Annotated in this window: 18 protein-coding genes; 9 read left to right on the plus strand and 9 right to left on the minus strand. The window is 71.2% G+C overall.

The window, feature by feature from the left end; genetic code table 11:
* From BW41_RS03570 to BW41_RS03585, 4 genes are all read right to left on the minus strand, one after another.
* A partial coding sequence (locus BW41_RS03570; protein ID WP_037531550.1) for an AAA family ATPase occupies positions 1-951 on the minus strand: 951 nt, incomplete at its 3' end.
* 449 nt (positions 952-1,400) lie between these two features.
* Complete coding sequence (locus tag BW41_RS03575) at positions 1,401-2,129, minus strand: thioredoxin domain-containing protein (protein WP_037531552.1); 729 nt, start codon at positions 2,127-2,129, stop codon at positions 1,401-1,403.
* 40 nt (positions 2,130-2,169) lie between these two features.
* A complete protein-coding gene (locus BW41_RS03580; RefSeq protein ID WP_037531683.1) occupies positions 2,170-2,835 on the minus strand; it encodes a DsbA family protein in 666 nt (221 codons plus the stop codon).
* A gap of 5 nt (positions 2,836-2,840) precedes the next feature.
* The gene (locus BW41_RS03585; RefSeq protein WP_235199495.1) at positions 2,841-3,353 is read right to left on the minus strand and encodes a DUF721 domain-containing protein; all 513 of its coding nucleotides are present in this window, start codon (positions 3,351-3,353) and stop codon (positions 2,841-2,843) included.
* A gap of 26 nt (positions 3,354-3,379) precedes the next feature.
* Here BW41_RS03585 and mutY point away from each other — a divergent pair, with 26 nt between their 5' ends.
* Genes mutY through nudC form a run of 3 tightly spaced genes read left to right on the plus strand, consistent with a single transcriptional unit; the run spans position 3,380 to position 6,662 of the window.
* Positions 3,380-4,438: an A/G-specific adenine glycosylase gene (mutY, locus tag BW41_RS03590; protein ID WP_037531556.1), complete on the plus strand. Its 1,059-nt coding sequence runs from the start codon at positions 3,380-3,382 to the stop codon at positions 4,436-4,438.
* Positions 4,435-5,784, plus strand: a complete 1,350-nt coding sequence (locus BW41_RS03595) for a serine hydrolase domain-containing protein (protein WP_037531558.1) — start codon at positions 4,435-4,437, stop codon at positions 5,782-5,784. The genes mutY and BW41_RS03595 overlap by 4 nt, the downstream gene beginning before the upstream one ends.
* Positions 5,781-6,662, plus strand: a complete 882-nt coding sequence (gene nudC / locus BW41_RS03600) for an NAD(+) diphosphatase (protein ID WP_037531559.1) — start codon at positions 5,781-5,783, stop codon at positions 6,660-6,662. Before BW41_RS03595 ends, nudC begins: the two co-directional genes overlap by 4 nt.
* 15 nt (positions 6,663-6,677) lie before the next feature.
* Here nudC and BW41_RS03605 read toward each other — a convergent pair whose 3' ends face one another.
* Entirely contained in the window at positions 6,678-7,988 is a 1,311-nt protein-coding gene (locus BW41_RS03605) for a glycoside hydrolase family 130 protein (protein WP_037531560.1), read from the minus strand.
* 97 nt (positions 7,989-8,085) lie between these two features.
* Complete coding sequence (locus BW41_RS03610; RefSeq protein WP_037531562.1) at positions 8,086-9,528, minus strand: mannitol dehydrogenase family protein; 1,443 nt, start codon at positions 9,526-9,528, stop codon at positions 8,086-8,088.
* Positions 9,529-9,658: 130 nt separating this feature from the next.
* On the opposite strand from BW41_RS03610, the gene BW41_RS03615 reads away from it, so the two are divergent.
* The 3 genes from BW41_RS03615 to BW41_RS03625 all read left to right on the plus strand — a co-directional run bounded on the left by BW41_RS03615 (position 9,659) and on the right by BW41_RS03625 (position 13,215).
* Positions 9,659-10,669 (plus strand): LacI family DNA-binding transcriptional regulator, encoded by a 1,011-nt coding sequence (locus tag BW41_RS03615; RefSeq protein WP_037531564.1) that lies wholly within the window; start codon positions 9,659-9,661, stop codon positions 10,667-10,669.
* A gap of 106 nt (positions 10,670-10,775) precedes the next feature.
* A complete protein-coding gene (gene uxaC, locus BW41_RS03620; protein ID WP_037531565.1) occupies positions 10,776-12,194 on the plus strand; it encodes a glucuronate isomerase in 1,419 nt (472 codons plus the stop codon).
* 10 nt (positions 12,195-12,204) lie between these two features.
* On the plus strand, positions 12,205-13,215 hold the full coding sequence (locus BW41_RS03625) for a sugar kinase (protein ID WP_037531566.1): 1,011 nt from the start codon (positions 12,205-12,207) through the stop codon (positions 13,213-13,215).
* On the opposite strand, the gene rarD is transcribed toward BW41_RS03625, so the two are convergent.
* Entirely contained in the window at positions 13,212-14,093 is an 882-nt protein-coding gene (gene rarD, locus BW41_RS03630; RefSeq protein ID WP_037531567.1) for an EamA family transporter RarD, read from the minus strand. The two genes, BW41_RS03625 and rarD, sit on opposite strands and share 4 nt — an antisense overlap.
* A 117-nt stretch (positions 14,094-14,210) precedes the next feature.
* On the opposite strand from rarD, the gene BW41_RS03635 reads away from it, so the two are divergent.
* Together BW41_RS03635 and BW41_RS03640 are read left to right on the plus strand one after the other, a co-directional pair.
* The gene (locus tag BW41_RS03635; protein ID WP_037531569.1) at positions 14,211-14,441 is read left to right on the plus strand and encodes a hypothetical protein; all 231 of its coding nucleotides are present in this window, start codon (positions 14,211-14,213) and stop codon (positions 14,439-14,441) included.
* 77 nt (positions 14,442-14,518) lie between these two features.
* Complete coding sequence (locus tag BW41_RS03640) at positions 14,519-14,815, plus strand: hypothetical protein (RefSeq protein ID WP_037531571.1); 297 nt, start codon at positions 14,519-14,521, stop codon at positions 14,813-14,815.
* A gap of 104 nt (positions 14,816-14,919) precedes the next feature.
* Here the strand turns inward: BW41_RS03640 and BW41_RS03645 are convergent, their stop codons facing one another.
* Positions 14,920-15,303 (minus strand): hypothetical protein, encoded by a 384-nt coding sequence (locus BW41_RS03645; RefSeq protein WP_235199496.1) that lies wholly within the window; start codon positions 15,301-15,303, stop codon positions 14,920-14,922.
* Positions 15,304-15,620: 317 nt separating this feature from the next.
* Here BW41_RS03645 and BW41_RS03650 point away from each other — a divergent pair, with 317 nt between their 5' ends.
* Positions 15,621-16,142 carry a gamma carbonic anhydrase family protein gene (locus BW41_RS03650; RefSeq protein WP_037531573.1) on the plus strand — a complete coding sequence of 174 codons (522 nt, stop codon included), beginning with the start codon at positions 15,621-15,623 and terminating at the stop codon, positions 16,140-16,142.
* On the opposite strand, the gene BW41_RS03655 is transcribed toward BW41_RS03650, so the two are convergent.
* Entirely contained in the window at positions 16,115-17,083 is a 969-nt protein-coding gene (locus tag BW41_RS03655) for an alpha/beta fold hydrolase (protein ID WP_037531575.1), read from the minus strand. The genes BW41_RS03650 and BW41_RS03655 overlap by 28 nt on opposite strands.
* Positions 17,084-17,107: the final 24 nt, after the last annotated feature.

The raw sequence follows: 17,107 nt of genomic DNA on the forward strand, positions 1-17,107 counted from the left end.
CCGGCGGGCCGCGGCGAGCTCGCTGACGCGCCGGGCGGCGGCGGCGGGCTCGCTGCGCAGGCCGGCGAGGCGATGGCCTGCCTCGCCCGCCGCGTCGCGGGCGGCGAGCGCGGCGGCACGGGCGAGCGCGACGGCGGCGGCGGCCTCGGCCTGCGCGGCGGCGGCCGCCTGTTCGGCGGCGGTGGCGGCGGCGACCGCGGCGTCGGCGGCCTCTGCCTCGGCGCGCGCGGCGTCGGCGGCGGCGGCGGCCTCGCGCCAGCGCGCGAAGATCGTCCGCGCCTCGGCGACGCGGATCTGTTCGGACAGCGAGCGATAGCGTTCGGCGGCACGCGCCTGCCGCCGCAGATGGCCGGCGCGCGAATCCTGATCGGCGATCAGCTCGTCGAGCCGCAGCAGATTGGCCTCGGTCGCGCGCAATTTCTGTTCGGCGTCGCGGCGGCGGACGTGCAGGCCGGCGATCCCCGCCGCATCCTCCAGCATCGCGCGCCGTTCGGCCGGCTTGGCGGCGATCACCGCGCCGATCCGGTTCTGGCTGACCAGCGCCGGACTGTGCGCGCCGGTCGCCGCATCGGCGAAGAGCAGGCCGACGTCCTTGGCGCGGACGTCGCGCCCGTCGATGCGATAGGCGCTGCCGGCGCCGCGCTCGATGCGGCGCACGACCTCGCGCTCGGCGACCTCGCCGCCGGGGACGGGCGCGTCGAGCAGGATCGACACTTCGGCGAAATCGCGCGGCGGCCGCGTCGCGGTGCCGGCGAAGATGACGTCCTCCATCCCCATGCCGCGCAGCGACTTGGCGCTGTTCTCGCCCATCGTCCAGCGCAGCGCTTCGAGCAGGTTGGACTTGCCGCAGCCGTTCGGCCCGACGACGCCGGTCAGCCCGCGCTCGATGACGAGGTCGACCGGATCGACGAAGCTCTTGAACCCGGCGATGCGAAGCCGCTTGATCTGCACCGGCTGCGGGTGCCGCTTCTGACGTGGCGTGGCAAGAGGGTGGCGTGTGGCCGCGGGGGATAGGGGTTCACGCAGAGGCGCGGAGGCGCGGAGAAGAAGGGCCGCGCCCGCAGAGGCGTAGAGAGCGCAGAGGATACGCGCGTGACGCGCTTTCCGAGCTCAAAGGTCGGGCACCACCTTTACCATCCCGTTCGCCCTGAGCCTGTCGAAGGGCATGAGACTCACCCGCCTTCGACAAGCGGAGGGCGAACGGTCGGGTAGGGCGGGCCGGCTTGAGGCGAGGCCGTCGGGACGACCCTATGCCTCTGCGGCCTCTGCGCCTCTGCGCGCAAAACCCTTTTCGCCGCGCCTCCGCGCGAACCCATATCGTCGCGCCCGCACGCCAATCATCACGACCGGTCAGGGGAAGTCGAGGCCGGCGAAACCTACCGCTTCTCCCGTACCCGCGCTTACGCCCCCGCCGCCTTGAGCAGCGGCTCGAGCTGGCCCCAGCTCAGCGCGTCGATCTTCTTGCCGTTGAGGATCAGCGTCGGCGTGCCGGTGACGGTGCCGTCGGCGCTCTTGTCCTGCGTCTGCTTGGTCCAGCGGTCGATCTGCTTCATATCGCCGAGGCACTGGCGCGCCTTGGCTTCGGGGATGCCGCGCTGCTTGGCGAAGTCGATCAGGCCCATCTGCTCGGCCATCATGCGGATCGCATCGACCGGCTCGGCGCTCTGCAACTGCTGCTGCATCGCCGCCGGCATCGCCTGCAGCTTGGTGTTGAAGCCTTCCTGCGCCTGATACATCTGTTCGAGGATCGGGAAGAAGGCGCTCGCATCGGTGCAATTGCCGAGCAGCGCCGGCGGCAGGTCGGGTGCGCCGTGGACGAGGAATTCGCGATATTCGAAGCTGACCTTGCCCGGCTTGACGTACTTTTCGAGCAACGGCGCAAAGCCCTCGCGCGCCAGCGCGCCGCAGGTCGGGCACAGCCGCGAGCCGTATTCGACGAGCTTGATCGGCGCATTGGGGTTGCCGACGATCGTCCCCTCGGCGGTGCGCGAGGCGGTCTCGGTCCAGCTCTGGCCGGCGGGTGCGGCGACCGCGGCGGCGGGGCTGGCCGGGGCGGACGGCGTACCGGCCTCCTTCGAACAGCCCGCCAGCGCGAGCGACAGCACGACGAGCGACGCAAACATCTTCATGAAAGGCTCCGTTATTGTGCGCCCGTGGCGCGCCTGTCTGTTATCGCGCGCCCTTGGCGCGCAGGGCGGGTTCGAGCTTGTCCCAGCCGGCGGGCGGCTGGAGTTCGCCGTTGATGTAGAAGGTCGGCGTGCTGTTGACCTCGATCGGCGCGTCGCCGGTCATCGCGGTGATCCGCGCCACCTCCGCCTTGTCGGCGAAACAGGCGTTGACCTTCGCCGGGGTGAGGCCGCGCTTGAGCATCGCCGCGGTGAGTCCGCTCGCATCGGCATAGCTGCGCGCCTGGACGATCAGCGGCTTGGCGGCGATGTCGGGATGCGCCTGCTGATAGGCGCCGGCCTTGTCCAGCCATGTCGCCTGCGTCGCGAAGATCATCGCATGCGCGCCGGCGAAACCGCGGGCGCCGCCGCATCGCGCGAGGATCGCCGCGCCGAGGTCGGCGGGGTCGCGGATCAGATGGCGATATTCCAGGCTGACCTTGCCCGAAGGGATCATCTGCCCCTTCAGCACGGGCGCGCTCTTTTCGGCGAAGTCGGCGCAATGCGAACAGGTGTAGCTGCCATATTCGATCAGCTTGACCGGCGCGGTCGGGCTGCCGATCACGTAGGCGCCCTTGGCGGTCTGGCGCACGGTCTGGCCGCTGTCGGCGGCGGGCGCGGCGGCGACGAGCAGCAGGGCGAGCGGAGCGAGGCGGGGCAGGGTCGTCATGGCGATCATCCTATCCTGGGAAGGCCGCGGCTGGCGTGGACGCCCGCGGCGAGCGATTCGAGCACGGCGCGCAATTCGGGATCGGCGATCCGCTTCAGCCCCTCGCCGATCTCGGCGGGGGCGGGCTTGAGCGACGCGGGCGCGCTGCGCGGCATCGGCTTGGCGACCTCGCCCTGGCGGATGGTCAGCCGGGCCACCGCGACATAGCCGAAGAAGCGGTTGACCCGCTCGATGATCTCGGGCGCGATATGCTGCATCATCGGCGCATGGGCGCCGCGCACGACGATGGTCAGCACGCCGTCCGCCTTCTTGCCCGGCGGGAAGCGCAGCGATTCGGGGGCGGAGGCCGCGGCCCAGCGGGTGCCGACGATCTCCGGCCAGCGCGTGACCAAGGCACTCTGTACGAAGCCGAATCGCTTGAACGCGGCGCCGTGGATGGCGGGCAGCAGCTCGCTCACCGCGCGGGCGCGATTCTGGCGGGGGGGCTCGGCTTCGGGGGCGCGGATGCGCTTGCTCATCGCCGGCTCCATGCCATAGCCAAGTCGTGGACGCTACTCGCTCTTATCCCGATGCCGCGGCGATATCCGCGTTGCTGCTCGCCTGGTACGACCGGCACCGCCGCGTGCTGCCGTGGCGCGCGCTGCCCGGCGAGACCGCCGATCCCTATCGCGTCTGGCTGTCGGAGGTGATGCTGCAGCAGACGACGGTGGCGGCGGTGCGGCCGCGGTTTGCGGCATGGGTGGCGCGCTGGCCCGATTTCGCCAGCCTTGCCGCCGCCGAGGAAGCGGAGGTGATGGCCGCCTGGGCGGGGCTCGGCTATTATGCCCGCGCACGCAACCTCGTCGCCGCGGCGAAGGCGGTGGTCGCCGATCACGGCGGCGTCTTTCCGCAGGACGAGGCGGTGCTGCGGACCTTGCCGGGGCTCGGCGCCTATACCGCGGCGGCGGTGGCGGCGATCGCCTTCGGCCGGCGCGCGGTGGTGGTCGACGCCAATGTCGAGCGCGTCGTCGCGCGGCTGTTCGCGATCCGCCAGCCGCTGCCGCAGGCGCGCGTCGCGATCCGCGCCGCCGCCGACACGATCACGCCCGACGCGCGCGCCGGCGACTTCGCGCAGGCGATGATGGACCTCGGCTCGGCTATCTGCACGCCGAAGAAACCGTCCTGCCTGCTCTGCCCGCTCGCCGCCGAATGCCGCGCCCGCCACGAAGGATCGCCGGACGCGCTGCCGGTCAAGGCGGCGAAGAAGGCCAAGCCGCAGCGTCACGGCACGATCTTCTGGCTCGAACGCGACGGCGCGGTGCTGCTCGTCCGCCGGCCGGGCAAGGGTCTGCTCGGCGGCATGCGCGCGTTGCCGACCGGACCGTGGAGCGATGCGCCGCCGGGCCTCGCCGACGCACCGGTCACCGCCGACTGGCAGATGCGCAACGCGACGGTTGCGCATGGCTTCACGCATTTCGACCTCGAACTCGCGCTTGCCGTCGCCGGGGGGCAGGCGCATCAGGCGGCGGAGGGCGAATGGTGGCCGATCGCGGAACTCGACCGTGCCGGCCTGCCGACGCTGTTCGCCAAGGCCGCCGCGGCGATCATGAGGAAGGACGGATGACGCGATTGCACCGGATTGTCGGATCGACGCTCAGCCTCGGCCTCGTCGCGCTGCTCGCCGCCGCCGCGCCGGGCGGGCCGCTGCCGTCCCCTGCGACGGCGACGGGAACGGCAACGGAGAACGCCGCCCTGCCGCAGACGCAGGCGCTGTTCGACGGCTATGTCCGGGACGGCAAGATGCCGGGCATCGTCGCCGCCTTCGGCATCGGCGACCAGCCGACGCGCTTCGTCGCGGCGGGCCGGCTCGCCAGCGACGACGATGCCGCCGCGGTCTCGCCCGACAGCCTGTGGCGCGTCTATTCGATGACCAAGCCGATCACCGCGATGGCGGCGATGCTGCTGATCGAGGAAGGCAGGATCGGCCTCGACGATCCGGTCGCGCGCTACATCCCCGCCTTCGCGCATATGACGGTGGCGACGCATCCCGAAACCAGCCTTGCCGGCGTGCCGGCGCAGCGCCCGATCACGATCCGCATGCTGCTCACCCACACTTCCGGGCTGAGCTACAACATCCTCGCCAAGGGGGCGCTGCTCAGGGAATATGAGCGGCTCGGCATCCTGCCCGCCGCGGTCAGCGCGAGCATCGAGCCGGCGATGCGCCGCACCCGCCCGGCGACGCTCGCCGCCTTCGCCGATCGCGTCGCGCAGGCGCCGCTGATCGCGCAGCCGGGCACCGCATGGCATTATTCGGTCGGGCTCGACGTGATCGGCCGGGTGATCGAGGTCGCCGGCGGCATGCCGTTCGACCAGTTCGTCAATCGCCGCATCCTCGCGCCGCTCGGCATGACCTCGACCTATTGGACGGTGCCGCGCGGCGAGGCGGGGCGGCTCGCGACCAATTACGCCTTCACCGGCGATGCGCTGGTGCCGCTCGATCCCGCCGCGACCTCGGTCTTCCTCCAGCCGCCGAGTTTTCCCTATGGCGGCGCCGGGCTGGTCAGTTCGGCGCGCGATTACGACCGTTTCCTCCACATGTTGAGCGACGAGGGCACGCTCGACGGCGTGCGGATCCTCAAGCCGGAGACGGTGCGGCTCGGCCTGTCCAACCTGCTCCCCGCCGGCGTCAGCTATGGCGGCGTGCGCGGCGCGACCGGCGGGGCGAGCGGGCAGGCGACGCCGATGGGCTATGGCGCGGGCGGCTCGGTCTATCTCGCCGACGGGCCGGGCGGCATTCCGTCTAAGGGCACTTATGGCTGGGGCGGGGCGGCGGGGACGATCGCCTTCGTCGATCCGGTGAAGAAGATACGGGGTACGATCATGGTCAATTACTTCCCGGCGGACCGCTGGCCGGTGCGCGAACAGACGGTGCGCGCGTTCATCGCCGACATGGCGCGGGGGCAGCGATGACCCCCGGCTTCACCGGCGGCACGCTCGATCGTGCCGATGCGCTGCGCCACGATGCCGAAGCGCTCGCCGCCAAGCTTGCCGATGCGCGGGTGCTGGCGCTCGACGGGCTGATGCCGGCGGTCGCCGCGGACGGGCAGCTCGCCTGGATCGCGCGCGACGCGGTGCCCGCCGATGCCGAGCTGGTCCTGCTCGGGCTCGATGCGCAGGGCCGGGCGCATGCCGCGGTGCTGCCCGCGGCGGGCGAGGAGGGGACGGCGCCGGCGATGCGCTCGCCGGCGCTGATGGCGGTGCTCGCCGCGTTGCAGCCGGGCGAGGCGGCGACCTATGCGACGGCGCGCAGCCTGCTCGACTGGCATGCGCGGCATCGCTTCTGCGCGCGCTGCGGCGCGACGACGCACGCCTTCCGCGCCGGCTGGGGGCGGCTTTGCGATGCCTGCGGCACCGAACATTTCCCGCGTGTCGACCCGGTGGTGATCATGATCGCCGAACATGACGGGCGCGCGCTGCTCGGCCGCGGCAAGGGCTGGCCCGAGGGGCGCTATTCGGCGCTCGCCGGCTTCCTCGAACCCGGTGAATCGATCGAGGAGGCGGTGGCGCGCGAGATCGGCGAGGAGGCGGGCGTGCGCGTCGGCCAGGTCCGCTATGTCGCCAGCCAGCCCTGGCCCTTCCCCTCGTCGCTGATGATCGCCTGTGTCGGCGTCGCCGAGGACGATGCGATCACGCTCGACACCAACGAGCTGGAGGACGCGATGTGGGTGCCGCGCGAGATGGTCCGCGCGGTGCTGGCGGGCGAGGCGGGGCCGTTCCTGCCGCCGCCTCCCTATGCGATCGCGCACACGCTGCTGACCGTCTGGGCGGCGGAGCCGGCCGCCGGCTGAGCGGCGGGCGACCCGTCACCGCATCGCCGCGACCAGTTCGTCGAGCGATGCGGTGGCGAAGCTCGTCATGTCGTCGGCGAGCGCATAGGGCAGCAGCAGCGTCCGCCCACGCACCAGCGCGCCGCAGGAATAGACGACGTTGGGCACGTAGCCGTCCCACGTCTCGCCGTCCGGCGCGATCAGCGGTTCGGGCAGGCGGCCGAGCACCTTGGTCGGATCGTCGCGATCGAGCAGCGCGGCGCCGATGCAATAGCTGCGCACCATGCCCACCCCATGGGTCAGCACCAGCCAGCCCTCGTCGATCTCGATCGGCGAGCCGCAATTGCCGATCTGCACGAACTCCCACGGATATTCGGGCGTCATGATCCGCACCGGATCGTCCCAGGCGAGCGGCGTGTCGCTGGTCGCATACCAGAGGTTCTCGTTGTCGTGGCGGAACAGCGCCGCGAACTTGCCGTCGATCCGGCGCGGGAACAGCGCCATGCCCTTGCCGCTCGCCACCGGCCCGTCGACCGGATGCATGTGGAACAGGCGGAAATCGTCGGTCTGCAGCACCTCCTGCCGCGCGCCCTGGCCGCCGACCGCGGTATAGGTGCCGATATAGGTCTCGCGATCGTCATCATCGCGGAAGCGGACGAGGCGCAGATCCTCGATGCCGCGATTCTGGCTCTCGACCACCGGGAACAGCACCGTCTCCGACGGTTCGCGCGCGTCGCGGCAGTTGAGCTGGACCAGCGCCTTCGCACCGATTTCGCGGATCAGCTCGGGCGCGGGCTGCTCGATCACCGGCGGCACGCCCTGACCGCTCGGCGTGTCGATCACCAGCTGATCCTCCCCCGGCCCCCAGATGCCGGTGCGGAAGGTGACCGACGACAGATGCCCCTCGCCGATCCCGCGCAGCGACAGGACGAAGCGGATCGCGCCGTCCGGGCAGTCGCCCTGATCGGGATGGGGGACGATGCTGGGGTTGAACAGCGCCGCCGCCTCGAACGAATATTCGGCGCTGAAATAGGCGCCGATCAGCATCTTGCGCGAATCGGCGAGGGTCGGATCGAGCTTCAGTCCAGGCGCGACCTCGTCGAAGCGGCGCAGCAGCAGTCCGGGGATCTCGCGGTGGCGCGAGCCCAGCCCCTCGACGACGGTGGCGACCTGCGCGTCGATGGCCTCTTCGGGCATCGCCAGCATCCGCTCGACGATCCGGTCGCCGCGGGGCTTGCCCTCGACTCGGAACGGATCGGGGTCTTCGGGTAGGAAGGGGCGGATGACGGTGCGTTTGGGATCGGGCAGCAGCGTGGGCGTGAGGTGGCGGACGAAGGAAGCGGCCAAGGGACCCTCCGGATAAGCGATCCCGCCGGCGGCTGCCGGCGTCCCACGTCAGACGCGTAACCGGCCCGGTGGGTCCCTTTCTACCACGTCTGGTGTGTCAGGAATGATTGCCGGCGAGCAGGGCGTGCCAGTCGCGTGCGTCCGCGGCACGCGCCGCGGCGGTGATCGCGGCAAGCAAAGGCGGATCGCCGGCGACCTGCGGCGGCAGGCCGATGCCGGCTTCGGCGAGGCGGCGGACCAAGGTCGCCGGCTCCGCGCCCTGTGCCGCGGCGGTGAGCTGGGCCGCCGCCGGATCGATGATCGCGACCCCTTCACGGCTGCGCTGGAGCAGGAAGGCGATCCAGCCGCCGAGCGCGGCGACGACATGGCGCGGCATCCGTCCGGCGGCGCGATGCGCGGCGAGCGTGTCGCCGAGCCGGTAGGGCAGCTTCTGCGACCCGTCGATCGCGATCTGGTCGAGCCGGTGGACGATCGCCGGGTTGCGGAAGCGCGCGAGCACCGCGGCGCGATAGCCGTCGAGGTCGAGCCCCGGCACCGTCGGCAGCATCGGCATGATGTCGTCGCGGATCATCGCGTCGACGAACCGGGCGAGCGCCTCGTCCGCCATCGCCGCCGCGACGCTGGCATGGCCGCGCAGCAGCCCGAGATAGGCCAGCGTCGAATGCGCGCCGTTGAGGATGCGCAGCTTGGCCTTCTCATATCCCGCGACGTCGCCGGTCAGCGTCGCGCCCGCCGCGGCGAGATCGGGTCCCGCCTGCCCGACATCCTCGATCACCCATTGGGTGAACCGCTCGCGCTGGATGGCGGCGCGATCCTCCAGCCCGATTTCCGCGGCGACGCTGGCGTATAGCGCCTCGTCGGCTGCCGGGGTGATCGAATCGACCATCGTCGACGGCACCCGCACCTGGCCCGCGATCCAGTCGGCCAGTCCCGCGTCGCGCCTCCGCGCAAAGGCGACCAGCGCGGCGTGGAGCTTGGCGCCGTTGCTGGCGAGATTGTCGCACGGCATCGGCACGAACGGCCGCACACCCGCGTCGCGCCGCGCGGCGAGCCCGGCGACGATCCAGCCGACCACGCTCGCCGGCACTGCCGCCCCGGCGAGATCGTGGACGATATCGGGATGCGCCACGTCCAGCGTGCCGTCGCCGGCGAGGCAATAGCCCTTCTCCGTCACCGTCGTCGTCACCAGCGCGACGGCGGGATCGGCGAGCAGCCGGTGCGTCTCCGCCGCGGCATCGGGGGCGAGGAAGCGGCGGTGCGCGCCGATCACCCGCAGCACCGGCTCGGCATCGCGGATCGCCAGCGTGTAGAGCCCGTCCTGCGCGGCGAGCGCGTCGATCGTCGAGCGGCTGCGCATCGACACCGCGGCGATCCCCCAGCGCGGATCATGGTGCAGGATCGTGTCGATATAGGCGGCCTGGTGCGCGCGGTGGAAGGCGCCGGGGCCGAAGTGGACGATGCCGACGCCGTCGCCCGGCGGCGCGGGCGGCGTGACGCCGGCGGGCAGACGGTCGATCGTGCTGCGGGTCAATCGGGTCACAGGGTCTGCCTCTCGTCACTGTCCCGTCGCCGCGGGCGTAGATACCGGTGTCATCGCTCATGACGCACCGCCGCGGCGGGCGCAAGCCGCGGCGCTGGCGAAGCCCGCCGCGCGTCGCTACGGTTGCGCGATGCGCAGCTCCGGCCAGCCGACGATCAACGATGTGGCGCGGCTGGCGGGCGTGTCGAAGAAGACGGTGAGCCGCGTCATCAACGATTCGCCGCTGCTCCATGCCGAGACGCGCCGCCGGGTCGAGACGGTGATCCGCGAGCTTGGCTACGTCCCCAACCCGCAGGCGCGCGCGCTGGCGCTGCGGCGCAACTTCCTGATCGGCCTGGTCCACGACAACCCCAATGCGCAGACGGTGATGAACGTCCAGCAGGGGATGCTCGACGGCTTGCGCGGCACCGAATTCGAGCTGGTCGTCCGGCCGATCGACCGCGCCGCGCCGACGATGCTCGACGATCTGCGCCACGTGCTCGAGCGCCAGCGGCTGTTCGGCGTGCTGCTGATGCCGCCGATCAGCGAGGATGACGCGATCGCCCGGCTGTGCGAGGCGCTCGGCTGCCGCTACGTGCGGATGGGGTCGGCGCTGCTCGACACGCCGGCGCGGATGGTCGCCTCCAACGACCGCGTCGCGGTGGCGGAGGCGGCGGCGCATCTGCTCGCCAGCGGCCATCGCCGCATCGGCTTCATCGGCGGCCCGGCCGGATTCCGCTCGGCGCACGAACGCCGTGCCGGCTTCGAGGCGGCGCTTGCCGCAGCCGGGCTGGCGTTGGGCGAGGCGCAGGTCGCGGCGGGCGACTATAGCTTCGCCGGCGGGCAGGCGGCGGCGGCGCGGCTGCTCGACGCCGATCCGCGACCGACCGCGATCTTCGCCTGCAACGACGAGATGGCGGCGGGCGCGCTGCACGCGGCGCGGGCGCGCGGGCTGGCGGTGCCCGACGATCTGTCGATCATCGGCTTCGACGACAGCGCGATCGCCGCGCACCTCTGGCCGCCGCTCACCACCGTCCGCTGGCCGAGCCGGACGATGGCCGCCGCCGCCGCGCGCAAGCTGATCGAGGACGAGGCCACCGTACCGACGCATTTCCCGTCGGCGCTGATCCCGCGTGGATCGGTCGCGCCGCCGCGGTGCTAGCTCGCCCCGGCACCATTGCCCTGACCCTCCTGCGCGCCGCAAGCCGGTTGCGCACCAACCTGACACCGGTTACCACGCCGGCCCATAACGCGACGGAGAGTGCGTCATGACCCGCAGCCTCGACCTGCATCCCGACCGGCTGTTCCCTGCCGACCCCGATACCCGCGCCATCGCGCGCACGCTCTACGCGACGGTCGCCGACCTGCCGATCGTCAGCCCGCACGGCCATACCGATCCTCTGTGGTTTGCCGACGACCGGCCGTGGACCGACGCGACCAGCCTGCTGCTCTCGCCCGACCATTATCTGTTCCGCATGCTCTACAGCCAGGGCGTCGACCTCGACGCGCTGGCGATCCCGCGCAAGGACGGATCGGTCAGCGCCGATCCGCGCGCGGCGTGGCGCCTGCTCGCCGATCACTATCATCTGTTCCGCGGTACGCCGTCGCGGATGTGGCTCGACCACGTCTTCGCCGAGGTGTTCGGCTTCAACGTCGCCTTCGAGCCGGCCACCGCCGATCTCTATTACGACATGATCGCCGAGAAGCTCGCCACCGATGCCTTCCGGCCGCGTGCGCTGTTCGACCGTTTCCGCATCGACTTCCTCGCCACCACCGAAGGCGCGCACGACAGTCTCGACGCGCACCGGCGCATTCGGGAGAGCGGCTGGGGCGGGCGGGTCGTTACCACCTATCGGCCCGATGGCGTGATCGACGTCGAGCACGAGCAATTCCCCGCCGCGCTGCGCCGCTTCGCCGAGCTGACCGGCGAGGATGTCTATGGCTGGCAGGGCTATCTCGCCGCGCACCGCAAGCGCCGCGCCGATTTCCGCGCCGCCGGTGCGACCGCGACCGATCACGGCCACCCCACCGCCGCCACCGCCAATCTGACTCCGGCCGAATGCGAGGCGCTGTTCGCCCGCATCACCGGCGGCAGCTGGACGCCGGCCGATGCCGAGCTGTTCCGCGCGCAGATGCTCACCGAAATGGCGGCGATGAGCGTCGAGGACGGCATGGTGATGCAGATCCACCCCGGATCGGTGCGCAACCACAATGCCGGACTGTTCGCCAGCCACGGCCGCGACAAGGGTGCCGACATCCCCGGTCGCACCGACTACGTCCATGCCTTGAAGCCGTTGCTCGACCGGTTCGGCACCTCGACCGACCTGTCGATCATCCTCTTCACGCTCGACGAGAGCGTCTATGCCCGCGAACTTGCGCCGCTCGCCGGTCATTATCCGTGCCTCAAGCTCGGTCCGGCCTGGTGGTTCCACGACAGTCCGGAGGGGATGCGCCGCTTCCGCGAGATGACCACCGAGACCGCCGGTTTCTACAATAGCGTCGGCTTCAACGACGATACGCGCGCCTTCCTGTCGATCCCGGCGCGGCACGACGTCGCGCGGCGGGTCGATTGCGGCTTCCTCGCCCGCCTCGTCGCCGAGCACCGGCTCGCGGACTGGGAGGCGGCGGAGCTGGCGCAGGAGCTGACCAGCGGCCTCGTCCGCCGCGCCTATCGAATCGATCGCTGAGGGAACGACCATGGGCAAGCTGCTCGCCTTCGGGGAAATCATGCTGCGGCTGTCGCCGCCGGGGCGCGAATTGCTGCTCCAGTCGCCGCGCTTCGACGTGTGGGTCGCCGGGGCGGAGGCGAATGTCGTGACCGCGCTGGCGCGGCTCGACCATGACGTCGGGCTGGTCAGCATGGTGCCGGACAATGATCTCGGCCGCTCGGCGATCGCGACCTTGCGCGGCCATGGCGTCGACACGCGGACGATCCAGGTCGGCGGCGAGCGGATGGGGTTGTATTTCGTCACCTCGGGCGCGGGGATGCGCGCCACCGACGTCGTCTACGATCGCGCGCATTCGAGCTTCGCCGCGGCGCCGGTCGCTGCATGGGACTGGGATGCGCTGTTCGACGGCGTCGACTGGTTCCATTTGTCCGGCATCACCCCGGCGCTCGGCCCGGTGCCGGCGGAGAGTGCGATCGCGGCGGCCCGCGCCGCGGCGGCACGCGGCATCCCGATCTCGTTCGACGGCAATTACCGCGCCAAATTGTGGGAGCGGTGGGACAGCGACCCGCGCGGCATCCTCACCCGACTGGTCGAACAGGCCGATCTGGTGTTCGGCAATCATCGCGACATCGCGCTGCTGCTGGATCGCGACTTCGCCGGTCATGACGGCGAGCAACGCCGCCGCGACGCGGCCGAGGCCGCCTTTGCCGCTTTCCCCAAGCTGACCACGATCGCCTCGACCGCGCGGCATGTCGAGACGGTCGACCTGCACCGCATCTCGGCGCGGGTCGATACGCGCGACGGCCATGCGCAGACCGACGAGGTGGTGCTCGCGGGGATCGTCGACCGGATCGGCGGCGGCGACGCCTTTGCCGCGGGTGTGCTGCACGCGTTGCGCGGCGGCGGCGACAGTGCCGCGGCGGCGGCGACGGGCCTCGCGCTGACCGCGCTCAAACATTCGCTGCCCGGCGATGCGGCGCTGTTCCGCCAGGCGGACATCGACGCCTATCTCGCCGGCGGGCTCGACGTCCGCCGCTAGGCGGCGCGCGCCCGCTGGATGCTGCTCCATGCGTAGAGGCCGCAGCCGAGCCAGATCAGCGCGAAGGTGGCGAGCTGCGTCGCGGTGATCGGCTCGCGATAGACCAGCACCGCTTCGAGGAATTGCAGCGTCGGCGCGATGAACTGGAGCAGCCCCATCGTCGTATAGCGCAGCCGCTTCGCCCCCGCCGCGAACAGCAACAGCGGCGCGGCGGTGACCGGGCCGGCGAGCAGCAGCAGCGTGGTCAGCCAGCCGTCATGCCACAGCACCGCGCTGCCGCTCCGCTCCGCCTGGACGAGGATCGCCAGCGCGAAAGGCGTGAGGATCAGCGTCTCCAGCGTCAGCCCGCCGAGCGCGTCGATGTGCGCGACCTTGCGGATCAGCCCGTAGAATCCGAAGCTCAGCGCCAGCACCAACGACACCCACAGCGCCCCGCCGCCACCCCCCGCGAGGATCGCGACGCCGATCCCGGCGACGATCACCGCCGCCGCCTGCACGCGGCTGAGCCGCTCGCCGAGCAGCACCATGCCGAGCGCGACGTTGAGCAGCGGATTGATGAAATAGCCGAGGCTCGCCTCGACCAGATGATCGTTGCTGATCGCCCAGATATAGACGAACCAGTTGACTGCGATCAGCGCCGCGCTCGCCGCCAGCAACATCAGCACCCGCCCGCGCGCCGCGGCAAGCAGCGCCGGCCCGCGGCGCGTCGCGACGACGATCGCGAGGAGCAGCAGCAGCGACCAGAGAATGCGGTTGGCGAGCACCTGCACCGGCGCCACCGCCGCCAGCATGTGCAGATAGAAGGGCAGCAGCCCCCAGAGGATATAGGCGCCGCCGCCGTAGAGGAGGCCCTGGCGCGCGTCGGACGGTCCGGTCATGCGCCGGCTGTGCGACGTTCGTTGCCGCCGCGCAACAAAGTCCGACATGGCACTGGCGTTGGTTGACTTTGCCGCCCGCGCTTTTCCTCGACCCGATAGCCGTCTAGGGCGACCGGCATGACCAGCGGCATGCTCCACGACCTGTTCCTGTCGACGCTGATCAAGCAGGCGGGCGGCAACCGCCGTCGCTGGCGATTGGTGATCGGCGAAATCCGCCTCTACGATCCGGCGACACACGCGCATTGCAACTGGGCGGTGACGCCGACGGGCTCGGCGACCGAGAACGACATCGTCGAGCGGATCGCGGACGACCTGCGCCTGCGCCACCCGATCGTCACCGCGGGCTGACCGACGGCCGCGACGCGCGCGGTTCGTCGCCGAGGCCGCTACCATGATCCCGTGGGGCCGGCAGGGATCAGGTCGTCGTGAACATCGGCAAGGTGTTGAGAGATGCCGTCTTCGTCATGGCGTCGGCCGGCGTCGCCGGTCTGATCGTGGTCTGTTCGACGGAACGCTATGACGGGATGATCGGCGAGGTCGATCCGGACGGCAGCCGGCTGACGCTATGCTCCATCCCGACGGACCCGGATTCGTCGCGCATGCCGGTATCCGTCGTGGTGCTGATACCCGCGCTGATGCTGGCGGGAATCAGCGCCCGTCCGGTGCGGCGCCGATATCGCATCGCTATCAGCCTGGCCGTGCTGGCGCTGTGGATTTATTGATTCTTCGTCCGGTTCGCCGGCTGTGCCGCGTGAGGGCACAGGCGGTCGTCCGCGGCGAGCGGGTCACGCATCCGACACGGGCCGGATGCGCCAGCCGCGGGGGATCAACGGTCGAGCGACTCGCGCAGCGGCAGTGCCGCGATCTCGCCGAGCCAGGTGCGGATCGTGCTGCGGCCGAGCGGGCTCAGCGCCAGCATCGTTACGCGGCGGTCGCTGATGTCGTCGCTGCCATCGACCAGCCCGCGATCCTGCAACAGCTTGATCCAGCGCAGCGCGGTGGTGCGCGGCACGCCGGCGGCGGCGCAGCAGGCGTTGGTCGTCACCGTCGCGCCGTTGATCCCCTCGGCGAACAGGAACAGCATGATGTCGAGCCCGGGATTGGCGAACAGCGACGCCTCGAGATGCGTGCCGAGCTTGCGCCGCGCCGCGGTGATGCTCGTCGCCAGCGTCGCGAGCCGGGCGACCTCCGGGTCCTGCCCATCGATCATCGGCGAAGCGGGCAGGCCGGCGAACGATCTGCTACCGGCGTCGACACCGCCAGGAAATGTGAAATCGTCGCGTACTCCGGCACCCATCGTGATCGTCGCTCCCGTAGACGCAGCAGGGCATAGCCGGAGCAGGTCCGAAATCAAGCTGCTACGTCAGTATCGGCGCAGCGCGACCGTCGTGTCTGGCGGTCGCTGCCGTGCGAATCATAGTGCTAACGCTACCAGACGCCGCTGTCACCCGCTTGCTGCACTGGACGCGAAGGATGGCAAGGGATTACCGCCCGTTTGGCCGGATCGCGGCGGTGGGGAGGGTTTCGATGAGCTGTTACCGACTGGATGACGCCGCACCGGCGCTGGGAGAGGATGTATTCGTCGCGCCGGGCGCGCACGTCATCGGCCGGGTGACGCTGGGCGAGCGCGCGTCGGTGTGGTTCGGCGCCGTCATCCGCGGCGACAATGATCCGATCACGATCGGCGCGGAGAGCAATGTCCAGGACGGCGCGATGATCCACGCCGATCCGGGCGCGCCGGCGACGATCGGCCGCGGCGTGACGATCGGCCATCATGCGATCGTCCATGGCGCGACGGTCGGTGACCATAGTCTGATCGGCATGGGGGCGACGCTGCTCAACCGTGCGGTGATCGGTGCGGAATCGATCGTCGGCGCGCAGGCGCTCGTCACCGAGGGCAAGGTCTTTCCGCCGCGCACGCTGATCGTCGGGGCGCCCGCCAAGGCGGTGCGGCCGCTGACCGAGGCGGAGGTCGCGGGGCTGCGCGCCTCGGCGGCGACCTATGTCGCCAATGCGCGCCGCTATGCCGCGGGGCTGTCGCCGGCATAATGCGCCGCGGCGTCGCGGATGAAGGCGGCGGTCCGGTCGGGCTGGGTGATCGGCAGCATATGGCCGCCGTCGATCAGCTCGATGCGCGCGCCCGGAATCGTCGCCGCGGTGCGCGTGCCGTGCAGCGTCGCGCTGAGGATCGCGTCGCCGCGGCCGAACAGGATCGCCGTCGGCACGGTCAGCGTCGGATAGCGCGCGACGATCGCGGCGATCTCGTCCCCGGCGGCGGCGAGATCGGCGGCGGCGGCGGCGATCGCGGTGGGGCGGAGCGACAGCGCGCCGCCGCCGCGGGTGGCGAAATCGGCGGGTGCCTCCTCCGGCGCGAAGACCGCGGCGACCGTCCGCGCCGTGGTGAGCTGGCCAAGCGGCGTCGCCACCGTCTCCGCGACGATCCGGCGCAGCGCCGGCGGGATCACCGCCAGTCCGACGAAGGCGGCGGGGACGGACTGCGGCTGGGTGAAGGGGGCGATGAGCGCGAGGCCGCGGATCAGCTCGGGCCGCTGCGTCGCCAACGCCAGCGCGACCGCGCCGCCGAGCGAATGGCCGACGATCAGCGGCCGGTCGAGCCCGAGCGTGGCGATGAACCGCCCGACGATCTCTGCCTGCGCCGCGATACCCGGCGTCGTCCCCTCGTCGGCGGTCGAATAGCCCGATCCCGGCCGGTCGAGCAGGAGGACGCGATGCGTCTCGGCGAGCCGGTCGAGCAGGGCATAGCGGAAGTTGCGCAACTGTCCGCCGAGGCCGTGGACCATGACGATCGTCGGCCCGCTGCCGCGATCGACATAATGGAGCCGTGCGCCCTCCACCTCGAGATAGCGGCCGTCGGGCGGCACCCGTCGTTCGACCTCAGCCGCGACGTGGCGCGAATAGAGCGACAGGCCGATGCCGCCCGCGCCTGCGCCGGCCAGTGTTGCGAGACCCCAGCGTAACGCGCGCTTCATGACCCTGGCTCCTGTCGGCGGTGC

Source organism: Sphingomonas sp. RIT328 (assembly GCF_000632225.1).
In the GTDB taxonomy this organism is placed as follows: Bacteria; Pseudomonadota; Alphaproteobacteria; order Sphingomonadales; family Sphingomonadaceae; genus Sphingomonas; species Sphingomonas kyungheensis.

Coding starts and splice junctions, on each gene's coding strand:
- BW41_RS03635 (WP_037531569.1), top strand. CDS start 14,211: ATGACCAGCGGCATGCTCCACGACCTGTTCCTGTCGACGCTGATCAAG.
- BW41_RS03580 (WP_037531683.1), bottom strand. CDS start 2,835: ATGACGACCCTGCCCCGCCTCGCTCCGCTCGCCCTGCTGCTCGTCGCC.
- BW41_RS03585 (WP_235199495.1), bottom strand. CDS start 3,353: ATGAGCAAGCGCATCCGCGCCCCCGAAGCCGAGCCCCCCCGCCAGAAT.
- BW41_RS03655 (WP_037531575.1), bottom strand. CDS start 17,083: ATGAAGCGCGCGTTACGCTGGGGTCTCGCAACACTGGCCGGCGCAGGC.
- nudC (WP_037531559.1), top strand. CDS start 5,781: ATGACCCCCGGCTTCACCGGCGGCACGCTCGATCGTGCCGATGCGCTG.
- BW41_RS03625 (WP_037531566.1), top strand. CDS start 12,205: ATGGGCAAGCTGCTCGCCTTCGGGGAAATCATGCTGCGGCTGTCGCCG.
- BW41_RS03595 (WP_037531558.1), top strand. CDS start 4,435: ATGACGCGATTGCACCGGATTGTCGGATCGACGCTCAGCCTCGGCCTC.
- BW41_RS03615 (WP_037531564.1), top strand. CDS start 9,659: ATGCGCAGCTCCGGCCAGCCGACGATCAACGATGTGGCGCGGCTGGCG.
- BW41_RS03650 (WP_037531573.1), top strand. CDS start 15,621: ATGAGCTGTTACCGACTGGATGACGCCGCACCGGCGCTGGGAGAGGAT.
- rarD (WP_037531567.1), bottom strand. CDS start 14,093: ATGACCGGACCGTCCGACGCGCGCCAGGGCCTCCTCTACGGCGGCGGC.
- uxaC (WP_037531565.1), top strand. CDS start 10,776: ATGACCCGCAGCCTCGACCTGCATCCCGACCGGCTGTTCCCTGCCGAC.
- BW41_RS03575 (WP_037531552.1), bottom strand. CDS start 2,129: ATGAAGATGTTTGCGTCGCTCGTCGTGCTGTCGCTCGCGCTGGCGGGC.
- BW41_RS03645 (WP_235199496.1), bottom strand. CDS start 15,303: ATGATCGATGGGCAGGACCCGGAGGTCGCCCGGCTCGCGACGCTGGCG.